General features: G+C 43.3%; 19 protein-coding genes and 1 other RNA gene. 14 read left to right on the forward strand and 6 right to left on the reverse strand.

Going from position 1 to position 21533, the window contains the following annotated elements; translation table 11 throughout:
- Positions 1 to 21: 21 nt before the first annotated feature.
- Entirely contained in the window at positions 22 to 501 is a 480-nt protein-coding gene (smpB, locus tag AC0VYE_RS01175; protein ID WP_076270736.1) for an SsrA-binding protein SmpB, read from the forward strand.
- Positions 502 to 758: 257 nt separating this feature from the next.
- Positions 759 to 1124, forward strand: a transfer-messenger RNA (tmRNA) gene (ssrA, locus tag AC0VYE_RS01180).
- 149 nt (positions 1125 to 1273) lie between these two features.
- Here the strand turns inward: ssrA and AC0VYE_RS01185 are convergent.
- A complete protein-coding gene (locus tag AC0VYE_RS01185) occupies positions 1274 to 1669 on the reverse strand; it encodes a VOC family protein (RefSeq protein WP_076270772.1) in 396 nt (131 codons plus the stop codon).
- A 222-nt stretch (positions 1670 to 1891) separates the two neighbouring features.
- The gene (locus AC0VYE_RS01190) at positions 1892 to 2116 is read right to left on the reverse strand and encodes an HTH-like domain-containing protein (protein ID WP_076270735.1); all 225 of its coding nucleotides are present in this window, start codon (positions 2114 to 2116) and stop codon (positions 1892 to 1894) included.
- 200 nt (positions 2117 to 2316) lie between these two features.
- On the opposite strand from AC0VYE_RS01190, the gene AC0VYE_RS01195 reads away from it, so the two are divergent.
- Both AC0VYE_RS01195 and AC0VYE_RS01200 read left to right on the forward strand, forming a co-directional pair.
- The gene (locus AC0VYE_RS01195) at positions 2317 to 3234 is read left to right on the forward strand and encodes a DUF5655 domain-containing protein (protein ID WP_475445499.1); all 918 of its coding nucleotides are present in this window, start codon (positions 2317 to 2319) and stop codon (positions 3232 to 3234) included.
- Positions 3235 to 3465: 231 nt separating this feature from the next.
- Positions 3466 to 4422, forward strand: a complete 957-nt coding sequence (locus AC0VYE_RS01200) for a 5'-nucleotidase (RefSeq protein WP_475445501.1) — start codon at positions 3466 to 3468, stop codon at positions 4420 to 4422.
- 441 nt (positions 4423 to 4863) lie between these two features.
- On the opposite strand, the gene map is transcribed toward AC0VYE_RS01200, so the two are convergent.
- Positions 4864 to 5610 carry a type I methionyl aminopeptidase gene (gene map, locus AC0VYE_RS01205; protein ID WP_076270732.1) on the reverse strand — a complete coding sequence of 249 codons (747 nt, stop codon included), beginning with the start codon at positions 5608 to 5610 and terminating at the stop codon, positions 4864 to 4866.
- 7 nt (positions 5611 to 5617) lie between these two features.
- Positions 5618 to 6202, reverse strand: coding sequence for a TetR/AcrR family transcriptional regulator (locus AC0VYE_RS01210; protein WP_475445504.1), 585 nt, complete (start codon positions 6200 to 6202; stop codon positions 5618 to 5620).
- A 486-nt stretch (positions 6203 to 6688) separates the two neighbouring features.
- On the opposite strand from AC0VYE_RS01210, the gene AC0VYE_RS01215 reads away from it, so the two are divergent.
- Complete coding sequence (locus tag AC0VYE_RS01215; RefSeq protein ID WP_475445506.1) at positions 6689 to 7312, forward strand: hypothetical protein; 624 nt, start codon at positions 6689 to 6691, stop codon at positions 7310 to 7312.
- Between the two features lie 89 nt (positions 7313 to 7401).
- Positions 7402 to 8073 carry a type A chloramphenicol O-acetyltransferase gene (gene catA / locus AC0VYE_RS01220; protein ID WP_475445508.1) on the forward strand — a complete coding sequence of 224 codons (672 nt, stop codon included), beginning with the start codon at positions 7402 to 7404 and terminating at the stop codon, positions 8071 to 8073.
- A gap of 174 nt (positions 8074 to 8247) precedes the next feature.
- Here the strand turns inward: catA and AC0VYE_RS01225 are convergent, their stop codons facing one another.
- Positions 8248 to 9078: a DNA-primase RepB domain-containing protein gene (locus tag AC0VYE_RS01225; RefSeq protein WP_475445510.1), complete on the reverse strand. Its 831-nt coding sequence runs from the start codon at positions 9076 to 9078 to the stop codon at positions 8248 to 8250.
- Positions 9079 to 9692: 614 nt separating this feature from the next.
- Between AC0VYE_RS01225 and AC0VYE_RS01230 the strand changes: the two genes are divergently transcribed.
- The 4 genes from AC0VYE_RS01230 (at position 9693) to AC0VYE_RS01245 (ending at position 16111) form a co-directional block, all read left to right on the forward strand.
- Positions 9693 to 10052 carry a DUF1304 domain-containing protein gene (locus tag AC0VYE_RS01230; RefSeq protein WP_076270727.1) on the forward strand — a complete coding sequence of 120 codons (360 nt, stop codon included), beginning with the start codon at positions 9693 to 9695 and terminating at the stop codon, positions 10050 to 10052.
- Positions 10053 to 10272: 220 nt separating this feature from the next.
- Positions 10273 to 12069, forward strand: a complete 1797-nt coding sequence (locus tag AC0VYE_RS01235; RefSeq protein ID WP_076270726.1) for a sensor histidine kinase — start codon at positions 10273 to 10275, stop codon at positions 12067 to 12069.
- Positions 12066 to 13205 (forward strand): response regulator, encoded by a 1140-nt coding sequence (locus AC0VYE_RS01240; RefSeq protein WP_076270725.1) that lies wholly within the window; start codon positions 12066 to 12068, stop codon positions 13203 to 13205. Before AC0VYE_RS01235 ends, AC0VYE_RS01240 begins: the two co-directional genes overlap by 4 nt.
- A 128-nt stretch (positions 13206 to 13333) precedes the next feature.
- The gene (locus tag AC0VYE_RS01245; RefSeq protein WP_076270724.1) at positions 13334 to 16111 is read left to right on the forward strand and encodes an Ig-like domain-containing protein; all 2778 of its coding nucleotides are present in this window, start codon (positions 13334 to 13336) and stop codon (positions 16109 to 16111) included.
- A gap of 176 nt (positions 16112 to 16287) precedes the next feature.
- On the opposite strand, the gene AC0VYE_RS01250 is transcribed toward AC0VYE_RS01245, so the two are convergent.
- The gene (locus AC0VYE_RS01250; protein WP_475445513.1) at positions 16288 to 16551 is read right to left on the reverse strand and encodes a DUF3626 domain-containing protein; all 264 of its coding nucleotides are present in this window, start codon (positions 16549 to 16551) and stop codon (positions 16288 to 16290) included.
- Here AC0VYE_RS01250 and AC0VYE_RS01255 point away from each other — a divergent pair.
- The 4 genes from AC0VYE_RS01255 to AC0VYE_RS01270 all read left to right on the forward strand — a co-directional run bounded on the left by AC0VYE_RS01255 (position 16484) and on the right by AC0VYE_RS01270 (position 21383).
- A complete protein-coding gene (locus tag AC0VYE_RS01255; protein ID WP_076270723.1) occupies positions 16484 to 16696 on the forward strand; it encodes a TM2 domain-containing protein in 213 nt (70 codons plus the stop codon). The two genes, AC0VYE_RS01250 and AC0VYE_RS01255, sit on opposite strands and share 68 nt — an antisense overlap.
- 414 nt (positions 16697 to 17110) lie before the next feature.
- Entirely contained in the window at positions 17111 to 18331 is a 1221-nt protein-coding gene (locus tag AC0VYE_RS01260) for an amidohydrolase (protein ID WP_475445515.1), read from the forward strand.
- Between the two features lie 206 nt (positions 18332 to 18537).
- Positions 18538 to 20322 (forward strand): sensor histidine kinase, encoded by a 1785-nt coding sequence (locus AC0VYE_RS01265; protein WP_475445517.1) that lies wholly within the window; start codon positions 18538 to 18540, stop codon positions 20320 to 20322.
- Positions 20319 to 21383, forward strand: coding sequence for a response regulator transcription factor (locus tag AC0VYE_RS01270; RefSeq protein ID WP_475445519.1), 1065 nt, complete (start codon positions 20319 to 20321; stop codon positions 21381 to 21383). The genes AC0VYE_RS01265 and AC0VYE_RS01270 overlap by 4 nt, the downstream gene beginning before the upstream one ends.
- Positions 21384 to 21533: the final 150 nt, after the last annotated feature.

Raw genomic sequence — 21533 nt, forward strand, 5'->3', positions numbered from 1 at the left:
AATTAAGTCGAGGTGACTAGCATGGGTAAGAAAAGTGACGGCAAGCAGCTCGCCCAGAATAAGAAAGCTTCCCATGACTATTTCATTGAGGAAACGTTTGAAGCTGGCATGGTGCTTTTGGGTACAGAAATTAAATCGCTGCGAACAGGTCGTGCAAATATTAGTGATGCATTTGCTACCATTCGTAACGGCGAAATTTTCATACACAATATGCACATTAGTCCGTTCGAGCAAGGGAATATTCACAACCCTACCGATCCAACGCGTGCTCGCAAGCTGTTGATGCACAAGATGCAAATTCATAAGCTTCTAGGCTTATCCAAGCAAGAAGGTTATGCTATTGTACCCTTGAAGATTTATGTGCGCAATGGTTACGCGAAGTTATTGATTGGTCTCGGTAAAGGTAAGAAGCAATACGACAAGCGCGATAGTGCAGCTAAACGTGATGCTCAGCGTGACATTCAGCGCGTACTGCGTGAGAAACAGAAGGTTTCTAACTAAGGTGTAGATTTCCATGGCAGCAAGCGACCATGATTGCCAATAACAATTGTGCACGGAAGCAGCTGATTCGTGGTATACTAAGACAGTAGCAACGGCAAGACAATCAATAAATGCAAGTGCAATTGTGCTAGACAATCGGAACAGCCTGCTTGGTCAGATGCTGATCCTTAATCCTAAAGCTTCAATCGAGCTAAACGTTAGTGTAGATCTACTTTTCGGAGTAGTGTTAATCTGCAGCTAACCGTTTATGCAAAATTGGGGGCGTTTATGGATTCGACGGGGATTGTACGAGCGCGGGTTGCGGGTAGCGGGGAGTCGTCCGCTTCATCAACGCTAAAGCCTATTAAACGGCAAACAACAAACAAACTACGCTTTCGCAGCCTAAGAAACTGTGTGCGTGCTTCTACCCAGCATCGTCCATGTGACTGGATTAGGGGCTAACAAGTAGTGGAATACGCTGTCTCATCTCCGCCTGCGGTGAGCTGAAGAAGACAATCAGGCTGACCTTAGCGAAAGCCGGTTACGGGGCGTTTGCTTGGGTGACATCAAAACTGTGACTACACCCGTAGAAGCCTGTGTGGCGTGATCTTCGGACAGGGGTTCAAATCCCCTCGCCTCCACCAAACCATGAGAAACCCGACCGTATTAGGTCGGGTTTTTGCTATTTATCAGCTATATTTCAATTATGAAAATGCGCAAAAACACTTAGTTCCACCATGAAAAGCCCAACCGTGAGGCCGGGCAGTTGTAAATATGCGGAAAAGGCAAAATGCTATTTTGCATTCTCATCTGGCTGATGGATTCCAAATAAATTACCTTCAGTGTCAATATAATAACCTTGCCACGCCATCCCAGGCAGTGCATACTTTGGCAATGCGAGCTTGCCTCCAAGATTAAGAATTTTTGCTGCAGTAGTATCGTAGTCTTCCACTCCCATTGTGCATGCATAACCATTCATGGCTTGGCCAGGTTGTGGAGAGGCACCTTGACGCTGCATCAAAGCTCCGTTGATTCCAAGTTCATTTGTATTTCCCGTCACAGCTCCAAAGTAGGGCATTCCTGCATAACTGCTCCAATCCTCAAATGTCCATCCAAATACCTCTCCATAAAACTTCTTAGCACGCTCCATATTATCTACATGAATCTCGAAATGAACTAATCTTCCCATGGCTTCCTCCTTTGTTTTGACTTCCATAATTTCTTCTATTATTATTGTTTCCCTCCTACCTATAAATAATAAAATTATTGAAAATTTTTTATGTGTGAAAATCATAGATGACAAGTGTGGCGTGATCTTCGGACAGGAGTTCAAATCCCCTCGGAAAGATGAACCCTTGTCCAGACAAAACCACAATGGTTAATATTAGACAGGGGTTCTTATTATAGAAGATTAATTTTTAGGTACGACATATTCTGATAATTTTATTCCTTTACTAACTTCGGTTAATGAAATGTTTAAACCAGAAGCAGTTACGATATCCTTTATGCTGTAATGTTTTTTTTGTATAACATCGGCATACTTAATACCGAATAAATGAATTTTAACAACTTGTTTTCCTTGGGGTGCCTTATGATACATTTCACTAAGAACTCTTCCTAAATCTTGAACATTCATTTGAAGTCTCCTCATTTCGACTATATTGTAGACTACTCACTCCAATCTACCCAAATATGACGAATAATGAATATATGTTTCAGAATAACTCCCTGTACTGACGCTTTTTTTATATAGTTTGGAGTGAGCATGTTGCAGGAAATTGCTGTCTGGTGTTGAAAGGTATAGACAAATCTCTAGTTTAAAAGGAGCGTCGACATTTGGGGGATATCAAGTTATTTAATATAAATGGTGGAGAAGTTACAGAACTTGAAGGGAAATCAGTAGCGGTTGAAAAATCACTTCAGGCTTTGATGGAGCGACACTTAGAAGCAATTCTCGGAATCCGATTTTTAGCAACTGAATATTCGACTGGAAAGACACATGGCGGGCGGATTGATACGCTGGGTATAGATGAAAATAATGCTCCTGTGATTATTGAATATAAAAGATCTACTAACGAAAATGTTATCAATCAGGGATTATATTATCTGGATTGGTTACTCGACCATAAAGCAGAGTTTACTCTCCTGGTCATGAAAAAGTACGGAAATGATGTTGCTGAACTCATTGATTGGTCAACTACACGTCTAGTCTGTATAGCTGGCGGCTTCACCAAATATGACGGACACGCAGTACAGCAAATCAATCGTAATATTGAATTATATAGTTATAAGCAGTTTGGTGATGAACTCTTAATGCTTGACCTTGTCAATGCAACAACAGCTCAAGATGTAGAATTCGATAAAGTGAAGCAAGTACCGGCATCGAATAAAACTTCTGAGAAGACGGTAACAGAATACCTTGCACAATCAGATGCGGTTCTAAAAAATCGTTATGAGGCCATTAGGGCTTTTCTGGTAGCCCTAGGTGATGATGTACAAGAAAAAACTCTGAAGCATTACATCGCTTTTAGAAGAATTAAGAACTTTGCATGTATTGAAGTACATCCCCAAATGGGTAGAATCACCATTTATATAAAGGTAAATCCAGAATCCATCGACATTGAACCAGGCTTCACAAGGGATGTAAGAAAAATCGGGCATTATGGAACTGGTGAACTCGAAATCACTATTAACAACGATGAACAGTTAGAAAAGGCCAAATCTTTATTACTAAAGAGTTACGAATTAAGTTAAGATTCAGGGTTAATAATACTGGACAGGGGTTCAACGTGCTTGTGACTAATAGAAGTACCCGACTTACGTCAATGAGACGTTGATTGGGTACTTTTTTATTTGTAGGTGGAGGGGTCTGGAAGATTTAGTCGAATATTGTTATAAGATTATTTGAGATGATAATCGGCGAGAAGGGACTGGCTCTACCCCACTGGAATTTACTATCTCACATATAACGGTAAGGAGGAGACCATGCCTTTTCCCATAGAAGAGAAGTTTGTAGTAGCTGTCGCCTCAAGCGCCCTTTTCAACTTGGAGGAGTCCGACAAGGTATTTAAGGATAAGGGAGAGGAAGAATATCGCCAATATCAACATAATCATGAACAGGATGTGCTAGAACCGGGAGTCGCCTTCCCGTTGATCAAACGTCTACTCATGATCAACGGTGATGATCCGGCCGACCAACCGGTTGAGGTCGTGTTACTGTCGAGGAACGATCCCGATACGGGGCTTCGTGTTTTCAAATCTATTCAACACTATGGACTTTCGATAACTCGTGCTGCATTCGTTGCAGGTTCGAATCCATTCATTTACATGAATGCATTTAACGCTTCATTATTTCTTTCGGCAAATCCTAACGATGTGCGATCTGCCATCGAAATGGGTTTGCCAGCCGCCCAGGTGTTTCCTACTGGATTTGTTGATGATGAGAAAGAGTTGGAACTTCGGATTGCGTTTGACTTTGATGGTATTATCGCCGACGATTCAGCGGAAGGGATCTATCAGGCTCTTGGAATGGAAGGCTTTCATGAGAATGAGAGACAAAAGGCAAGCGAAGCTCTGCCGCCCGGGCCGCTTTTCAAATTTTTTGGTGAAGTAGCCACTCTTCAGCGCCGTGAGTGGAAGAAAAAGCAGAAGGATAATTCGTATTCCCCGCGTGTCCGGATAGCTATAGTAACGGCTAGAAATGCACCTGCACATGAACGCGTAGTAACGACGCTGAGAACTCTTGGCATACTGGTTGACGAAGCTTTCTTCCTTGGCGGAATAGAGAAGGGGAGAGTGTTAAAGGTATTTCGTCCTCATATCTTTTTCGATGATCAGGTAGGTCATATTGAGGGAGTATCGAGTGTTTCTCCAACTGCACATGTTCCTTTTGGGGTTGCCAATAAGGTTAATTCGTTGACGCCACCTCCCCAAACATCCTAATTAATACTCTGCGGCGAATTGTGGATTTGCTCATCCACGGTTCGCCTCCACCAATACCATGAAGAAACCCGACCTCGTGAGGTCGGTTTTTTTTGATTTTTTAGTTATGTTAAGAGCACGTCTTTTATTAAAATAACGGGTAGAATAACGCAATGTTACGCAGTCGCAATAAAGGACAAAAATGCTCTATTAACGACACCAATGGCCATCAAGTGGGAGACCTTGCATTGCATCATCTGGCCCAGTTATAGTCCGATTCAGTCGGCGTTTCCGATTTTTTCTTTCGGTTCGCCGGAGATGAATTCATCGTATCGGCATGTGATTGTGCCGAGGCTAGCAGTCTCATCACGATCCTGCTTCGGTTTGAATTGGATGAAGAAAGACGCTAAACCGAATATGTAAAAAAGAGGTCGACCATCTCGTGGTCGACCTCTAATTATTTTATTGCGCGGTCAGGATTTGCGGACCTTCAGCCGTGATGGCGATCGTATGCTCGTATTGGGCGGCGAGCTTGCGGTCCAGCGTCCGTGCGGTCCAGTTGTCCGAATCGATTGTCATGTGGTAGGTGCCTTCGGTGATCATTGGCTCGATCGTGAACACCATGCCTTCCTTGATGCGGAGGCCTTTGCCGGGCTTGCCGACATGCATATAGTTCGGCTCCTCGTGCAGATCCCGGCCAATGCCATGCGCAAGAAGGTCGCGCACGACGCCGAAGCCGTTCGATTCGGCATGCCGCTGGATGGCGCTCGTCACGTCGCCTAGCCGATTGCCGGGCTGCGCCTGCGAGATGCCGATGTCAAGGCATTCCTTCGTGACACGCATCAGCTTCTCGGCCGTCGGCGATATGTTCCCGACTGCATAGCTCCAGGCCGAATCGCCGAGCCAGCCGTCAAGCTCTGCGACCGTGTCGATCGTCACGATATCGCCCTCCTCAAGAGGCTTATTGCTAGGGAAGCCATGCGCGATCACGTCGTTGACGGATGCACAGGTCGCATATTGATATCCCTTGTAGCCCTTTGTGTAGGGCTTGGCGCCATGCTTCAAGATAATGTCCTCGAAGATGCGCTCAATCTCGTTCGTTGTGATTCCCGGTTTGATCAGTGAGGCGATCGTGCGATGGCATTCGGCCACCACTTGGCATGCCTTGCGGATGGCCTCGATTTCATGTTTGCTTTTTAAAATGACCATATTCGTATCAGGACTCCTTCGTAATAGCTTGTATCGCGAGCTTGGCGATTCGATCGACGTCCAGCTCGGATGTGCCCGCATAATAGTGCAGCCCACAGCAGCCGACCAGCACGGCAAGCATATGGTCGACGCTGTCGTCTTCGCGCTGTACGATCGATTGGAGCGGAACATACAGCCGTTCCATGAATCGTTTCTTTGTGGGGTGCTGATCCTTCGCAGGCAAGCCTGTATAATGTTCCGCCGCCATTTTGTAGACAAGATATGCGCGAGCGTCCGACTGCCACAGACGGAGCAGTGCCTTGCAATAAGTCAACAGCTGCCTATTATCCGGGCTGTCGACGCAGGTGTTTGCCCATTCTGTCAGGGCTTGCTCACATCGCTCGAAGCCGCTGTCCAACACATCTTCTATTAATAAATGACGGTTGGGGTAATAATGGTATACCGTGCCGTAACCGAGCTCGGCTTCGCGGGCGACGTCGCGAATATCAAAGCTACCACCCGTGTGGAAGTAGGTGCGCGCGGCGGCGTCCAGGATCTGTTCCTTGCGCTGCATGCGGATGAGCTCGTTTTGTTCTTTGGTGCGGGGGCACATGGATGCGTGAACCTCCTTATATAGACCTGCAAATTTGTCGATATAAACATAGTAACGCATGAGGCGGGGATATGCAAATTATCTGATGGGGAAAGAAAATAAAGGCTAAGTTTCAGACTTTATTTAGTGAAGGAAAGCGGTCAACTGCCACGAAGGAATTATTTGAGGAACTTAAGAAAATCAATTCAGCAGGCGCAGAATACAAAAGCTATACCGTCATCGCACTACAGAATGGTGAATAAGATGAAGTAACCTGACCTCGTGAGTTCGGTTTTTTTGATTTTTTAGTCATGTTAAGGGCACGTCTTTTATTAAACTAATGGGAAGGTTAGCGCAACAAAAGAGATTTACAAGCCTATACTTAGTGAGTCAGCGAAATGAGATTAAGAGGAAAGAATGAAATATTTAACTAAAGAGTTGTACGAAGAAATGCAGATATGGAGTATTATACAAGGATAAGGTGTGATGCGGATGACTGATTTTACAATGATTAAACAGTTGTTTCATATTACGAAACGAAATGGGTTTAGTCATGACGAGATACAAATTATTAAAAATAATTTTGGTGCATTGCCTCAGGTGTTTATTGATTATTATTTGGAACTCGGTAAAGACGAGAGGCTAAATCATACGCAAGATCATTTGATCAAACCCGAGCAAATTCAATACTTCAAACATAGCGAATATTTAATTTTTTATTGCGAGAATCAACGTGTCTGTGTTTGGGGAATCCATAAGAACGATTTATTCAAGTCCAATCCCCCTGTTTATATGAGTTACGATGAAAAGGTATGGGAAAAGGATTTTGAAACATTGACCGATTTTTTTCATGCGATGGCCTATTTGCAAAGCGTATTCGCTCTTGAATATGGCTGTGAATCGTTCTATTCTATTGAACAAACCGACTTGGATTTTATTCGTGAAAATTTTAATAATAAAGGTATTTCCTTTCAGCATTGGATTGGCATCGAATTTTACGGGAATTACAATGACAGCATAATAACAGTGTTGAAAAATAACGATAGTTTTGATTTGATCTATGCTTCAAGCGATAGAGAACATTTTGATGAAATGGATCGGGTTCTCTCAAAACTGGCAGTAGAAAAATAATTTGTTGGGATTGTGATGAGGATATGGTTAAAGCAGTGGATCAAACCTCCTAAAACGAAAAAAGTAATCATTTTAGGAGGTTATAATAAATGAAATTCAATCCGATTATCATTGATAACTGGAGTAGAAAACCCTATTTTGAGCATTATTTAAACAATGTCAGATGCACTTTTAGCATGACGGCAAATATCGACATTTCCCGGCTGCTGAAAGAACTTAAGAGTCGGAGGATAAAGCTGTATCCAGCACTAATCCACATGATAACTACGGTGGTAAACCGCCACGATGAATTTCGCACATGTTTTCATGCAGACGGGACATTAGGTTATTGGGATAGTTTATCTCCTAGCTTTACAATTTTCCATGATGATGATAAGACTTTTTCAAGCTTATGGACGTTGTACAGTGAAGATTTTAATGATTTCTACAGTCGCTATCTTGATGATATGAAAAAGTACGGAAGTGTTAAACAATTTGCCGCTAAAACAAATGAACCACCGGGCACTGTCCCTATTTCCAGCATTCCTTGGGTCAGCTTCACTGGATTTAACCTGAACATCTATAATGAGGGAAACTATTTACTGCCCATCTTTACCATGGGGAAATATTTTCACTATGACGAAAAAATACTGTTGCCATTATCAGGACAATTCCACCATGCCGTTTGTGATGGTTACCATGCCGGGATGCTGTATAATGAGCTGCAATTACGTGCGGATGCTTGCACGGAATGGTTACCAAACTATACCGCGTTTAGCTAACGGGGAACTATAGTTTATTTTTTCACATGTATGTGATGGTGGAAATATTCTGTATAAGAGGTATCCATTCCCCTCGCCTCCACCATGTAAACCCCGACCGCAAGAGGTCGGGGTTTTTGCTATCTCTTGATATGCTATCGACTGTTCTAAGCTTGATTGGTTTATATAAGTTGATTAAAAGGACTCTAATGCGAGTGAATGAATAATTTCCTCTTGGGAAAAAGGTTTTTTCCTACCCAATTGTCTGATCTTTACCATAAAGGGGTTTTTAGGATTTTTCATATGGTAAAAGCCAGGTATACGCATGACTCTTGATAGATTTGTTATCATGGGATCAGAACTGAATTTTTTGGCCAATGCTTTTTGTATAGGAACGAATTTGTTTACGGATCCGCTTTGAAGGACCCAATAGATGTGATATCCGTTTTTCGTTTCGATTATCATCGAATCTTTAATTTGACTCCTGAATTTTTTTATAAACGCATTCTTCAATTTTGCTACTCTCTGTTTTTTTCGCAGTGCCAGTAGATGATATTGACCTTGCTTATTTCTTTTAACTGTAATAGATTGAAGCAGTTCTGCAGGGTCGGACTGAATGGATTTAATCATCTGCTTGACTTGTTCTTTTGTGTCTAAATGTACTGATATCTTATTTAGATCTACATCGATGAACTGTGCTCTGATTTTTTTGAAATCACTAGCCCTTGTTTCTCGGTAATTGATCTCCATAAATACGGCATAGCCTCTTTTATTTTGGCTGAGTACATGTATGAGTTTATTTCTCTTGGAAAAGAGTGTAATTTGAGGAGTAAGCCTTTCAAGTAGATTTAGAGGTTTATGGAGTGTCATCGCAGGGTGATTAGATGAAGAACTGAATCTCTTGTTTTTGTTTTTAGCGTCATGGACTAAAATAAAATGCAGTTGTTCGTTCTGCTTGCAGCCTAGTTTTTTAATGAAATGGCGTGTGTGGCTGGAGAACCGTTGCGAATTTCTGGAATATCTCATTGAACCACATCTCCTTTAAAGCATGCGTTACATTTTCGGTTCTTTTCTAAACAATCATATTCTGGAAAGAGTACACAAGTGTAAGTGGCAGTACCCATTTTTCAACATTAGATATGCTAATAAAATTGTCTGGGGCGTTTGCTCGAGTGACATCAGAACTGTGACTAACCCCTTAGTAGCCTAAGTGGCGTGATTTTCGGACAGGGGTTCAAATCCCCTCGCTTCCACCAAACCATGAACAAAGAGCGTCGTGTTAGCCAATGTCATTAAGTTAATCTTAAAGACAAGACTGGGAGTAAAACGGAAATAGAAACGGCATGGGGAAAAGCCCTATGCCGTTTGTTTTTCTCGGTGTAGTGAAGGGAAAAATCGTACAGTAAACAAAACGGATGAAATATCCGTTTAGTAAATGTTCATGTGAACCGAATTAAGCTATTTTGTAGACGAAGCTAACAGCTGATTAATAGCGTACTTTGCGCGTATTCTTCTGCTCTGGGCAGCATGAAATCCATTACCGTTCATTTCTATATAAAGCGATGTGATCTTGCAGGTAGACTTTTGAATATTATGTTAGAATCAATGGAAGAATAGAATACAAATCATCCAAGGAGGTAGTGACTATTATTGCTTCCCTATTAGTCGGAATTGTAGCGCTTGAGCACATCTATATTCTCATACTAGAAATGTTTCTATGGACGACCCCGCGCGGGATGAAAACGTTCGGCACGACGAAGGAAGAGGCAGCAGTCACAAAATCACTGGCCGCTAACCAAGGACTATACAATGGCTTTCTGGCGGCCGGGATTATCTGGGGTTTGGTGCATCCCAATGCTCAAACAGGCGAGTCTATTGTAATCTTCTTCTTGATTTGCGTTCTAATTGCGGCATTGTACGGAGGAGCGACAGCGAAACGGTCTATTTGGTTGGTCCAAGGCCTACCTGCTTTGATTGCATTGATTAGCGTACTTCTATAAGAAACCTTAAAATCGTTGAGGTAATCATAATCAACTACAGCGAGCTAAAAGCCCATTAGGTGAAATTTACCTAGTGGGCTTTTTAGGGTTCGAATTTTTAATAATAAAAAATAGTGTTTTATGCAATTTTTTGCTGCGGCAATATATGTTTTTACAACTTCATCTGCTAACATAAGAGAAACATAACGAGAGAGTACATAAAGCACGGGGGCTAACATCTATGAGCTACAATTTATATTTATCAGCATTGCTGATGGCGGCTACCTGCTGCTCGCTAATGCTGTGTTATCTCTCTTGGAAAAGAAAAGAGCTGCCTATTGCGATTAGTTATGGACTAGGCATGTTGACGGGTTCATTGTACACTTTCGGATATGCTTTTGAAATTGTTAGCACCGATTTAGAGCATATACGCTTCTGGCTTCGAATTGAATATCTAGGCATCCCATTCGGCACTATTTTATGGATTATAATGGTGCTGCAATATACGGGAAGGCAAGCGCTCGTTCGAAAATGGGTAGTAGCGCTGCTGATGATTGTTCCTTCCATTACATTTGTAGCTCATTATACGAACGATTGGCATCATTTATTTTATAAAAGCATGACTTTGAATTACTCAGAGGGCTTTCCGCTGGTAACGACGGAGAAAGGACCTTTATACAAGCTGCATGTCTACTATTCGTATTCCTTCTTTGTAGTAGGCATGGGATTAATGGTTGAAATGTTTCTAAAAGCGACATCTCGCATGAAGAAACAAATCGCTTTTATGATCATTGGATCATGGGGGCCTTTTGGATTTACGCTTATTTATTTAAGCAATGTCATTTATATGCCAATTGATATCTCCCCATTTGGTTTTATTTTCTCAGGAATCTTCTACATGTGGGGGATTTATCAATTTAACATGCTTAGACTAGCGCCCTTAGCGCTACAAAAGGTGTTTGCATCCATGCAGGATGCGGTAATTATTTTTGATTTGGAAAATACGCTAACTAGCTTCAACCAATCTAGCAAGCAGGTTATTAAAGGGATAAATAATAAGTGGATCGGTTTGCCGGCTGCGCAAGTCTTTTTGCAATATCCATTGCTGTTGGAGAAAATCATGCAAGGGCCTTCTTTGAACAGCAAGGTTCAAATTTCGGGTCGAGCGGATGAACCCTATTATAATGTGCATATGTCCTTGATTAGTGATAAGAACCAGAAGCCTGTCGGCAAAATGTTTTTGTTAAGCGATGTTACGGAAATGGTGCGTTCAGAGGAGCGGCTGCTTGATAATGCCCGTCAGCTAAGCGAACTAAACATGTTCAAGGATCGAATGTTTAGCGTAGTCGCTCATGATATTCGTGATCCGCTTGCGGTGCTCATCAATTTGATGGAGCTCATGGAGGACGAGTTGCAAGGATCCGGCGGAGAGCATGAGGAAATCGTCCATGAAATGGGACAGCAAATTGAAAATACTTTTGCACTGGTAGAGAGCTTGTTGGAATGGTTCCGAAGCCAACGCGAAGGCATGGTATTTAACCCAGTGGAGAGAGACATAAACCATACCGTACAGGTCTGCATCCGGTTATTGGCGGTTCGTTGCGAGAGTAAAAAAATCCAATTGATATCGGAAATACCGAAGGATACATTTGTGCTAGCCGACAAAGAAATGCTGGATTTGATCGTCCGAAATTTATTGTCCAATGCCGTTAAATTTACCAACATCGGCGGCACGATCCGGTTAAAAGCAGAACATCAAGCCGATAAACTAATTATTTCTGTAAGTGATTCTGGAGACGGCATATCGCCACAACAGGCCAGCTCACTGCTACTAGAAGGTTATCCGGTGTCATCAACAGGAACAGCAGGAGAACGGGGCGTCGGTTTGGGACTTACGTTATGCAGGGAATTTGTTCGTTTAAATGGTGGAGACATTTGGTTCGATAGTTCTGAGCAAGGAAGTACCTTCTACTTCTCCGTTCCTACGCCATCTGCACATGCATTCAGACGAAGCAGCTTGGAGGCGAGCGCAGGTTGAAGGTTATCCTTATTGATGACGAGAAGGCGATGCATTTAATTATGAAACGGATGCTTGCGAAGACGTCTGTGGAAATAGAAATTGCAGGCAGCTTCACGGAGACAGAAACAGCATTTTCTTATCTGATGAATCATGATGTAGACTTGGTGTTTCTGGATATAAGCATGCCGAGGGAAACTGGGCTCGAGCTTGCCGAACGGTTAAGAGAGGTCGGAAGAGAGATAAAGATCGTGTTCCTGACCTCCCACAAAGAATATGCTTTGCCTGCCTTTGATGTTTATGCCTTCGACTATATCGTAAAGCCGGTTGTGCTGGAAAGACTTGAAAAAACGCTGCAAAGAGCGTTTGCTGAGTTGCGTAAAGAGCACTTGCGGCAAGGGGAGTTGGCGGCGCCTTTAAATGAGACGAGGTTTAACTGCTTAGGTGTTATAGATATTCAAAGCACGCAGGGTATAAGGGCGAAATGGAAATCAAGCAAAAGCGCGGAACTGTTTGGCTATTTGCTTATGCATAAAGGAAGGCTGATATCCAGAGCAAGACTGATCGAAGAGCTGTTTGGCGACATGCCACAAAAGAATGCTGAGGTTTACTTGAATACGACCGTCTATCAGCTGCGGAAGGTATTAGATCCATTTGGCCTGAGAGAGAATTTGCATTCTGACAGCAACCACTACGCCCTTAGTCTGAGTGAGGTGAGTGTAGACCTTGTAAGCTTTGAAGAAGGCTGTAGAAAAATGTCAGTCGTGGATGAGACGAATCTGGAAGAGGCGATTGCACTAGAGCAGTTGTACGCAGGGGACTTATTTGGGGATCACGCTTTTGCATGGGCTTGGAACGAGATTGAGCGTCTTTCGTTGCTGTACACCTCCTTTACTCAGCGATTATGCATGGCTTTGTTAAATAAAAGCGAGACGAATGCTGCCATTAGGTTGTTAATGAAGCTCGTGTCGCGCAATGAACTAGACGAACAATCCTTTTTGCTGCTTATGAAAGCTTTGGCTTTGCAAGAGAACAAGGAAGCGTTGACCCGGCAATATAAGCAATACGAAGACACGCTGCATAGAGAGATCGGTATAAAACCTTCCCGCGAGGTTGCTGATTTATATTTCAGTCTGCTGTCCGAGCTGGATAAATAAGAATGAGTAGATATGAAAGGCTCCTAAAATAATAGGGGCTTTTTTTGCTTTTGTCGAAGTTTGTCATTTTGCCGTCATTGGGCTTGGATATAATGGATCTAACTATAGAGATGAGGAGATAAGTTAACATGAAACGATTTTCAATACGCAATTTATTTTTAGTTTCGGTTTTAATTCTGAGTTTGTTAAGCGGATGTGTGATCAAAACAAGCGAAGTCACCATTAATTTTAACTCGGAAAGGTTAAGTGAGGCAGAGTATGCATATATCAGATATTCGAATGGCGAAATCGTTCAGGCACCCAACCTATTGCCGAACCAAAACAGCGTTACTTTTCCTACGAATAACACGCAGCCCATTGTAGGCGGATACGTAAGCGACGGTGTGGTGAGCTGGGTTCCAAACATGAGTTATGGCGGAGGAGGTTATGTTACTGTTAGTGGTATTTCGGCAAGTAAACCCAAGCTTCCCGTAGGCTATGTCAAGTTAAATAATTCACCAGTAGTTGTTCAGAGTCAACCCGAGTATATAAGCGTAACCTTTGCTGTTTATGATACCGATGGCAAGCCTGTGGATGATCGTACGGAAATTTTTGCACATTCCGCAGATACTGCTTTAACCTTCTATAACATAGACCCAAGCGACCAGAATAATGGTAATTTTTATACGAGGACGAATACGGTAGACGAGGGTTACTCTTGGTACACCGTTAACGGATTGGTCACTTTCCAAATTAAATCGGGCATTAGTGAAATTTATAATGCACCTCTTTCTTTATATTCAGGTTCTCAATTCATAACGAATGATCCTTTTCACAAAAAATCTACACCTGTGGCAGCAATCAATGTAGGCAGCGTAGGGGATGCATCTTCCTTACTTATTGGCAATACTTTAGCTATGCGTGCGGATATATTGCCGGTAGACGCCTCTTACAAAAAGGTGAAATGGTCCGTTGAGAACGGAACAGGCTCAGCGACAATCAGCACTAGCGGTGTATTGGCGGGTATTTCGGCAGGTACGGTTACCGTTAAAGCTACGGCTATTGACGGCAACACCGTTTATGGAACAAAAACGATTAAAATCCATGGACCTGTCATACCTGTTCAAAACATATCTGTAACAGCGGAAGATGAGGTTTCTACAATCGAATCAGGCAAGACACTTCAAATGTATGCTGTTGTAGCCCCAAGCGATGCAACATACCGAGAGGTTGCTTGGTCTGTTATTGATGGGACGGGTACAGCTGTTATTGACGAAGAAACGGGAGAGCTTACTGCAGGCAATCCAGGTACAGTAACTGTCCAAGCAACGGCTACCGATGAAAGCGAAGTTGTTGGCAGCACGATTCTTACGATAACAGCCGCCCAAGTCCCTGTATCCTCGATTACATTAACAGGGAATTCTAGCTTGCTAGTTGGCCAGACGTTAACCGTTGACGCGACCGTTGCTCCTGAAAATGCAACGGACAAATCGATCGAGTGGTCTGTTGAGAACGGAACAGGCACTGCGACAATCAGTACAAGCGGTGAATTGACCGGAACTTCAGCAGGTGTGGTAACCGTTATAGCAACGGCTATTGACGGCAGCGCTGTTTTTGGAACCAAAACGATCGAAATTAAGGAGCCCACCATACCTGTTCAAACGATTACCGTAACGGCGGATGGTGAAGTTACTACAATCGAATCAGGTAAGAAGCTGCAAATGAATGCTGTGGCTGCTCCTAGCAACGCAACAAACAAAGCGGTCGCTTGGTCCGTAATAGATGGAACAGGTACGGCTGTTATTGATAAAACAACGGGTGAGCTTACTGCCGGCAATCCAGGTACAGTAACAGTCCAAGCAACAGCTGCCGATGAAAGCGGAGTTGTAGGCAGCACGATCCTTACGATTACGGCTGTCCAAGTCCCTGTTGCCTCGATTATGTTGACAAGTGATTCCAGCGTGCTGGTTGGGCAGACGTTAACCGTTGACGCGACCATTGCTCCTACTAATGCGACGGACAAATCAATCGAGTGGTCTGTTGAAAACGGAACAGGCACAGCAACAATCAGCAAAAGCGGAGTATTGACGGGTGTTTCAGCAGGAACGGTTACCGTTAAAGCAACGGCTGCTGACGGCAGTACCGTTTTTGGAACAAAAATAGTTGAGGTTAAAGTAAACTCTGGCAGCGGTGGCGATCATGGAAATCCGACACCTACTCCAGCGCCAACAACAAAGCCTGAAAAAACACCTGAACCAAAACCGACAGCAACGCCTGAAGTGAAATTTGATCAAAATGTGATTCAAGTGGAAAAAGTGATATCCAGCTTAAACAAGAAAGTAGAGGAAGCGAAAGCTAATCCTACTGATGTTGAGTTCAAAGACACAAAATCTCACTGGGCTGGGGCAACTGTTCATATTTTCGTGAAATTGGGGATTGTAAACGGATATGAGGATGGTTCCTTCCATCCTAACGCAAGTATTACCCGCGCAGAATTTGCTACCATTATTGCAAAGGTATTTGACCTCTCTGCGATGGGTGATAAAAATAAGCTAAGTGACGTTTCTGATCACTGGGCTTCAGCATCAATTGCTGCTTTAACTGAAAGCGGCATTATCTCAGGGTACGAAGATGGCACATTTAAACCAAACAAAGAAATCAGCCGTGCCGAAATTATTTCCATTATTTCTAAAATCATTGACCTTAAAGCTGTAAACACAGCTTCAGCGCCTGCTTTCACAGATATTGATGGAGCGTGGAACAAAGAGCAAATCAAGCAAGCAGCAGTGGCAGGAATTATTAACGGAGCGGGTAATGGACAATTTGCGCCAAACAAGCCATCATCTCGCGCTGAAGCGTTAACGATTATTTTACACACGCTTCAAACCAATGCGGACCTAAAAGCAATATTGGAAGCATTAAAATAATTAACGCATAGTGCTTTCATACAAAAAGCCTGCCATATGGCAGGCTCAAGCTGTCGAGAAAGTCTCGACAGCTCTTTTTATGTTGAGTTAGTTTAACACGACACCGGCCTCGTTAAGTTAGTGACTGAAAGAAGGGTACAGAATTGCTTTATCTTCACGGAAAATTATCCACTTTTTCATTGGCTTTCCATAGCTGCAGATCCAATCATATTTACATCAATTAAATCACTTTGCGCAATTCTTTTGGCTAGTGAACGCATCAAAGGACCCCTAAAATTTATAGAAACCTCATCAACTAGAAAAATTAACATTTGATGGGTTTTCTGTCGATAGAATAGGAGGGTATTATATAATAATATGGAGGAATGTATCATGGATAAAAGTCCTAAATCATTTGTAGCTGCATTACTATTTTGTTTTTTCTTGGGAGGGTTTTCCATCCATCGGTTTTATGTCGGGAAAATTGGCACAGCTATCTTACAAATTATTACTTTAGGTGGATTAGGAATTTGGTTGCTGATTGACCTAATTACGATTATTGTAGGAAAGTTTACGGATAGTGAAGGTAGAAGAATCTCGGCATAATTTAATTACATAACAAAACTAGAGGGCTCCACCATTTAAGGTAGAGCCTTTTTTTTCACTCAGTCGTTTGGGTTAAATTGAATATAAGAGGTATCCATTCCCCTCGCCTCCGCCATCATTAACGCCATCCGCATGAGGATGGCGTTTTTTTACATACATAAATAAAACATCGCAGCTGTATTTTGTTAATTTTGATATGAGCTTCGCAATACATTACTGCAAATTCTTTCTCCCTATTCACTTTACTCAAATACGATGCGGTCATAATATATGTATTGGAGTTTCAATTGCAAGCTAAGCGGGGATGCTAACGCTATTGAAATTATCGTAAATTAGTGGTTAGTTATACCATAGAGGTAGATTGGGAATAAAGAGGACGCGAATATAATAGGGGTAAAGACAGGAGATGATCGGTTGAACGCTTCATATTGGTTGACGAATGTAAGATTAGAACAGGGTTATGATATGGAAGATGGACAGGTCTCTGGTACGAAAACGAAAATTTGCCATATACGAATTGAGAAGGGTATTATTGCTGAAATTATAGGGAAAGAACGGGATATTCAATGTGATGCTGTTAAATATGATTGTAAAGAGTTATTGATGCTGCCTTCGTTCGAAGAGGCTCATATTCATTTGGATAAAACGTATTTCAATGGACCGTGGAAAGCGGTAAAGCCTGTATCGAGCATCTTCGAGAGAATTGAGGAAGAGAAAGTATTATTGCCTAAGCTCCTTCCAATGGCAAGACAACAAGCCGAAAGCATCTTAACTCTTATACAGGGATATGGCGCTACTCATGTTCGTACCCATTGTAATATTGAGCCTACCAGTGGATTGCAACGGTTAGAGGCGACTAAGCAGGCGCTAGATACATTCTCAGGTAAAATTTCATCGGAAATTGTCGCTTTCCCTCAGCATGGGCTTCTGCTATCGGATTCTGTTCAACTCGTAAAGCAATCTTTGGCAGAGGGGGCAACTCATGTTGGCGGAGTAGATCCATTCTCAGTGGATGGAGATATAGAGAAGTCACTGCAGACCATCGTAGAACTAGCGGTTTTGAATAATGCCGGTATCGATATTCACTTACATGATAGAAACGAAGCGGGCAAGCAAACGCTGATTCGTTTAGTTGATTTGACCGAAGAGGCTGGTTTGCAAGGAAAAGTAACGGTTAGTCATGCATTCTGGTTTGCAGGCGCGCAGCCACAAGAGGCGGAGGAAGTTGCTAAACGGATGGGATCGCTTGGCATGTCCGTTGCTTCGACGGTTCCGATTGGCAAGATGACGATGCCGCTCCCGATGTTAACTAAAAATGGAGTAGCGGTAAAATTGGCAACGGATAGCCTTACAGATCACTGGTCTCCCTTCGGAAATGGAGATCAATTAGATAAAGCAGGTCGGTTCGCAGAATTGTATGGATATAACGATGAATTATCACTATCCCAAGCTATCAGTTTCATTACTGGGGGGATAACGCCACTTGATTCAAATGGTCAGCAGGTGTGGCCTAAGATCGGGGACGACGCAAGCTTTGTACTGTTGCACGCAAGCTGCACGGCTGAAGCGATAGCGCGAAGAGCGGCGCGTCAAGCGGTATGGTACCAAGGGCGGCTTGTGAGTGGATCGTTGTAGGCATATTGTAGAGATTACGTCGGCGAATTGTGGTTTTGTATAACCACGGTTCACCTCCCCATGTAAACCCACAATCGCAACAGGTTGTGGGTTTTTGCTTTTTCTCAGATCGTTATGTGTCTGTGCAACACAGCGCTCTCCCTACAAGGAAGGATAAACCTGTAAAACAGCGAATATTGATTCATACTTGTTGTGAGGTGATGGAGGTGGACGGTAATCGCTCTATGAAGTCTACAAGCAGGAAAATAAGCTTCGTGTCTATGCTGCGTAATCGGTTTGTTTTCACCTCTCTTCGCAAACGAATCATGGTGTTTCTGACCGTTGGATTTGTAGGATATGCCATCTTAATGGCGTCTGTTTCCTATAATGCGATCTACACGATGCAGCGCGATAAAATCAAGACCTCTATGGCTTTTGATCTATACCAGCAAACGACAAAGTTGAATCAGATGTACAGTAACTTGCTTCAGGTTACACAGCAGATGACACCGGAAGGTACCGTGGGCAACCTGATGGAGACGTATATCTCCACCGCGGACACGTATAGTCAGCGCCTTCTTTCACGCGATATCGCCTATAACATTGGATTAATTACTTTTTCGAATCCGGCTATGGAGCTGGTGATGTATTATAATCCCGCAAGCGGAAATGCTTCTTATTCGAATTTGCCGCTGCGCGGTGACTTTACGCTACAATCTTTGCCGAGTGTCGCCGGTACCGGAGAACTGAAATACCAGTCCCCTCATAAATCGCTATGCCGATTCAGCGATGACCTGGTTATGTCGGTGACAAGGGAGGTTGAATTTTCAGACGGAACAAAATTAGTTGTTTATGTTGAAGCCAAGTCGGATATCTCCACCGTTATGAATTCGCTTACAGAAAGCTTGAGTATGCCCTATATGCTTGTTTTCACTGATACGGCGGGCTTGGTGACTTATAGCAGCAATTCAACTGCTTTTAGTGCTGGCGAGCGTCTCAGTCAAAGCGGGCAATCGGGTGTGACGGGCGGTTATGTATGGAACCGAATGACAGGTGATTACGGCTACGGCATCACGCTGCTGCTTCCCGTCTCCTTTTACAATCACGAGCTCTACACGTGGAAAAATCATATGTACTGGATTCTCGCCATTGCTCTTCTAATGATGTTTATGCTCACACTATTATTGCGGAGGATCATTAACAAGCCATTTCGACTAATCGAGAAGGAAATGAGGACGTTTGGCAAGGGATATATGGGTACCAGCCAATATCATACGGGGATCGATGAATTCGATCGGCTACTCGATCAATTCAATATTATGAAGCGACAAATTCAGCAGCTGATTATGGACGTGGAGCAAAAGGAAAAGCGCCGTCATCAGCTGGAGATAGAGAAGCTAGCCTACCAAATCAACCCGCATTTTCTGATGAATACGCTCAATTCGGTACGGTGGCTGGCGGTTATGCATAAGCAGGCGGAGATTGAGAAGTTCGTTTCCTCGTTAATTTTTTTGCTGAACTATAACTTGGGAAAATCAGAGGATACGGCTACCTTCAGATCGGAAATAGAGGTCATGCGAACCTATCTGGAATTGCAGCAGATGAGGCATGATTTTGAGGTGAAGCTGGATATTGCGGAAGGGGTTTATCTCGATAGTCCTGTCGCGAGGTTCATTCTACAGCCCATTGTGGAAAATGCCGTCTGTCATGGCCTTGACGATAACGGCAAGCTGGAGATCAACATATCGGCTGATGAAAAGGCACAGATGGTGCGCATTATAATCCGTGATGATGGCAAAGGGCTCAGTCTTGAGACGCTTGCTTTGCTGCAGCGCGACACGCCGGATCAGCAGCAGACGGGTTGGGGAATTGGACTTCGTTATGTCAGGTCTATGCTGGAATCATCTTATGGCTATAAAGCTCGTATGAGTATAGAAAGCACTCCAAATCAAGGCACAACGGTTACTTTAACCCTTCCTTTTCTCCATCATAGAAAGGAGAGAGCGATTTGATTCGTGTATTAATTGTTGACGATGACAAGCTAGCGCGCAAAGGTTTGATTTCGATTATGCCTTGGTCCAATCACGATATGGTTGTTGTTGGAGAAGCGGCGAACGGCGCGAAGGCGCTGGAGTTTATGGAAAGTTATGAGGTGGACCTCATATTCGTAGATCTCTCGATGCCTGTCATGTCAGGTATGGAGCTGCTTCAAGTCACACGGCAAAGATTTCCGGATCTGCGTTCTGTTATTTTATCTTTTCACGAAGAGTTTGAGATTGTGCAAACGGCTTATCGCATGGGTGTGCTCGATTATATTTCCAAGGTACGCCTGGAATCAGAGGATGACGAGCAAATATTGAAACGAATCCAGCAGAAGATGACAGGAGAAATGATACCTCTTTCTGCCAAGACTCCAGCGCAATCAGCGCCTACGCATGGCCCTGAGCAAAACCTGGAGGAAGAAGAGTGGTGCAGGCTGGAGCAGGAGTGGCGCTCACACTACTGGCTCTATAATGAATCGGTTTTTCAGCGGTTATGTAAACATACCATAGAAGCTAAGGTTTCTTTTCGCCGTCTGGAAGGGTTATTTATGCGTGTGCTGTCACAAATTGAGCCCGTAATTCTACTCGCTGCAGAGCTCCGGTCTGATGCCGACGATGTCCGGTCTGCGGTTGAATGGATGCGCGATTACAGGAAACGTGTTTATGCGCAGGTTGCTTCATCCTCCGATTTTACCAATACGACAACCAGCATCCTAAAGGCTGTGTTATTCATTTGCGAGAAGGCTTCAAATACACTGCATGCCGAGGACGTCGCTGATCATGTGCACATGAGCCGAAGTTATTTTAGCCAATGCTTTAAGAAGCTGACGGGCTCAACGTTTAATGAATACTTAAGACAAGAGCGGATAAGAGCGGCCGAACGTCTGCTGTGCGAAACCAATCAGTCGATCGCCTGGGTTGCTCATGCCGTAGGCTATAACGACTCCAAATATTTCTCCCAGCTGTTCCATGAACAGACCCGTCTTTTACCCTCCGAATTTCGGGCCCAGTTCCACAAGGGGGAGGAATGACTACAACGGATCGAACAAATATCTACCTTGGCCTTGTATCTGGCGCAAAACACGGCACATCTGTCTGACTTTTTTTCCTAACTTCCAATGTACAATGAGAAGGCAAGAAACTAAGCAGTTGCTTACGAAGTAAGAATTGCTTGGCCATTC

Source organism: Pristimantibacillus sp. Z349TD_6 (assembly GCF_056173205.1).

What these genes read in the sequence shown, in the direction of transcription:
- AC0VYE_RS01200 (WP_475445501.1), top strand. Translation starts at nt 3,466, where the DNA reads ATGCCTTTTCCCATAGAAGAGAAGTTTGTAGTAGCTGTCGCCTCAAGC.
- AC0VYE_RS01245 (WP_076270724.1), top strand. Translation starts at nt 13,334, where the DNA reads ATGAAACGATTTTCAATACGCAATTTATTTTTAGTTTCGGTTTTAATT.
- AC0VYE_RS01250 (WP_475445513.1), bottom strand. Translation starts at nt 16,551, where the DNA reads ATGGAAAACCCTCCCAAGAAAAAACAAAATAGTAATGCAGCTACAAAT.
- AC0VYE_RS01215 (WP_475445506.1), top strand. Translation starts at nt 6,689, where the DNA reads ATGATTAAACAGTTGTTTCATATTACGAAACGAAATGGGTTTAGTCAT.
- map (WP_076270732.1), bottom strand. Translation starts at nt 5,610, where the DNA reads ATGGTCATTTTAAAAAGCAAACATGAAATCGAGGCCATCCGCAAGGCA.
- AC0VYE_RS01235 (WP_076270726.1), top strand. Translation starts at nt 10,273, where the DNA reads ATGAGCTACAATTTATATTTATCAGCATTGCTGATGGCGGCTACCTGC.
- AC0VYE_RS01210 (WP_475445504.1), bottom strand. Translation starts at nt 6,202, where the DNA reads ATGTGCCCCCGCACCAAAGAACAAAACGAGCTCATCCGCATGCAGCGC.
- AC0VYE_RS01255 (WP_076270723.1), top strand. Translation starts at nt 16,484, where the DNA reads ATGGATAAAAGTCCTAAATCATTTGTAGCTGCATTACTATTTTGTTTT.
- AC0VYE_RS01185 (WP_076270772.1), bottom strand. Translation starts at nt 1,669, where the DNA reads ATGGGAAGATTAGTTCATTTCGAGATTCATGTAGATAATATGGAGCGT.
- AC0VYE_RS01225 (WP_475445510.1), bottom strand. Translation starts at nt 9,078, where the DNA reads ATGAGATATTCCAGAAATTCGCAACGGTTCTCCAGCCACACACGCCAT.
- AC0VYE_RS01190 (WP_076270735.1), bottom strand. Translation starts at nt 2,116, where the DNA reads ATGAATGTTCAAGATTTAGGAAGAGTTCTTAGTGAAATGTATCATAAG.
- smpB (WP_076270736.1), top strand. Translation starts at nt 22, where the DNA reads ATGGGTAAGAAAAGTGACGGCAAGCAGCTCGCCCAGAATAAGAAAGCT.
- catA (WP_475445508.1), top strand. Translation starts at nt 7,402, where the DNA reads ATGAAATTCAATCCGATTATCATTGATAACTGGAGTAGAAAACCCTAT.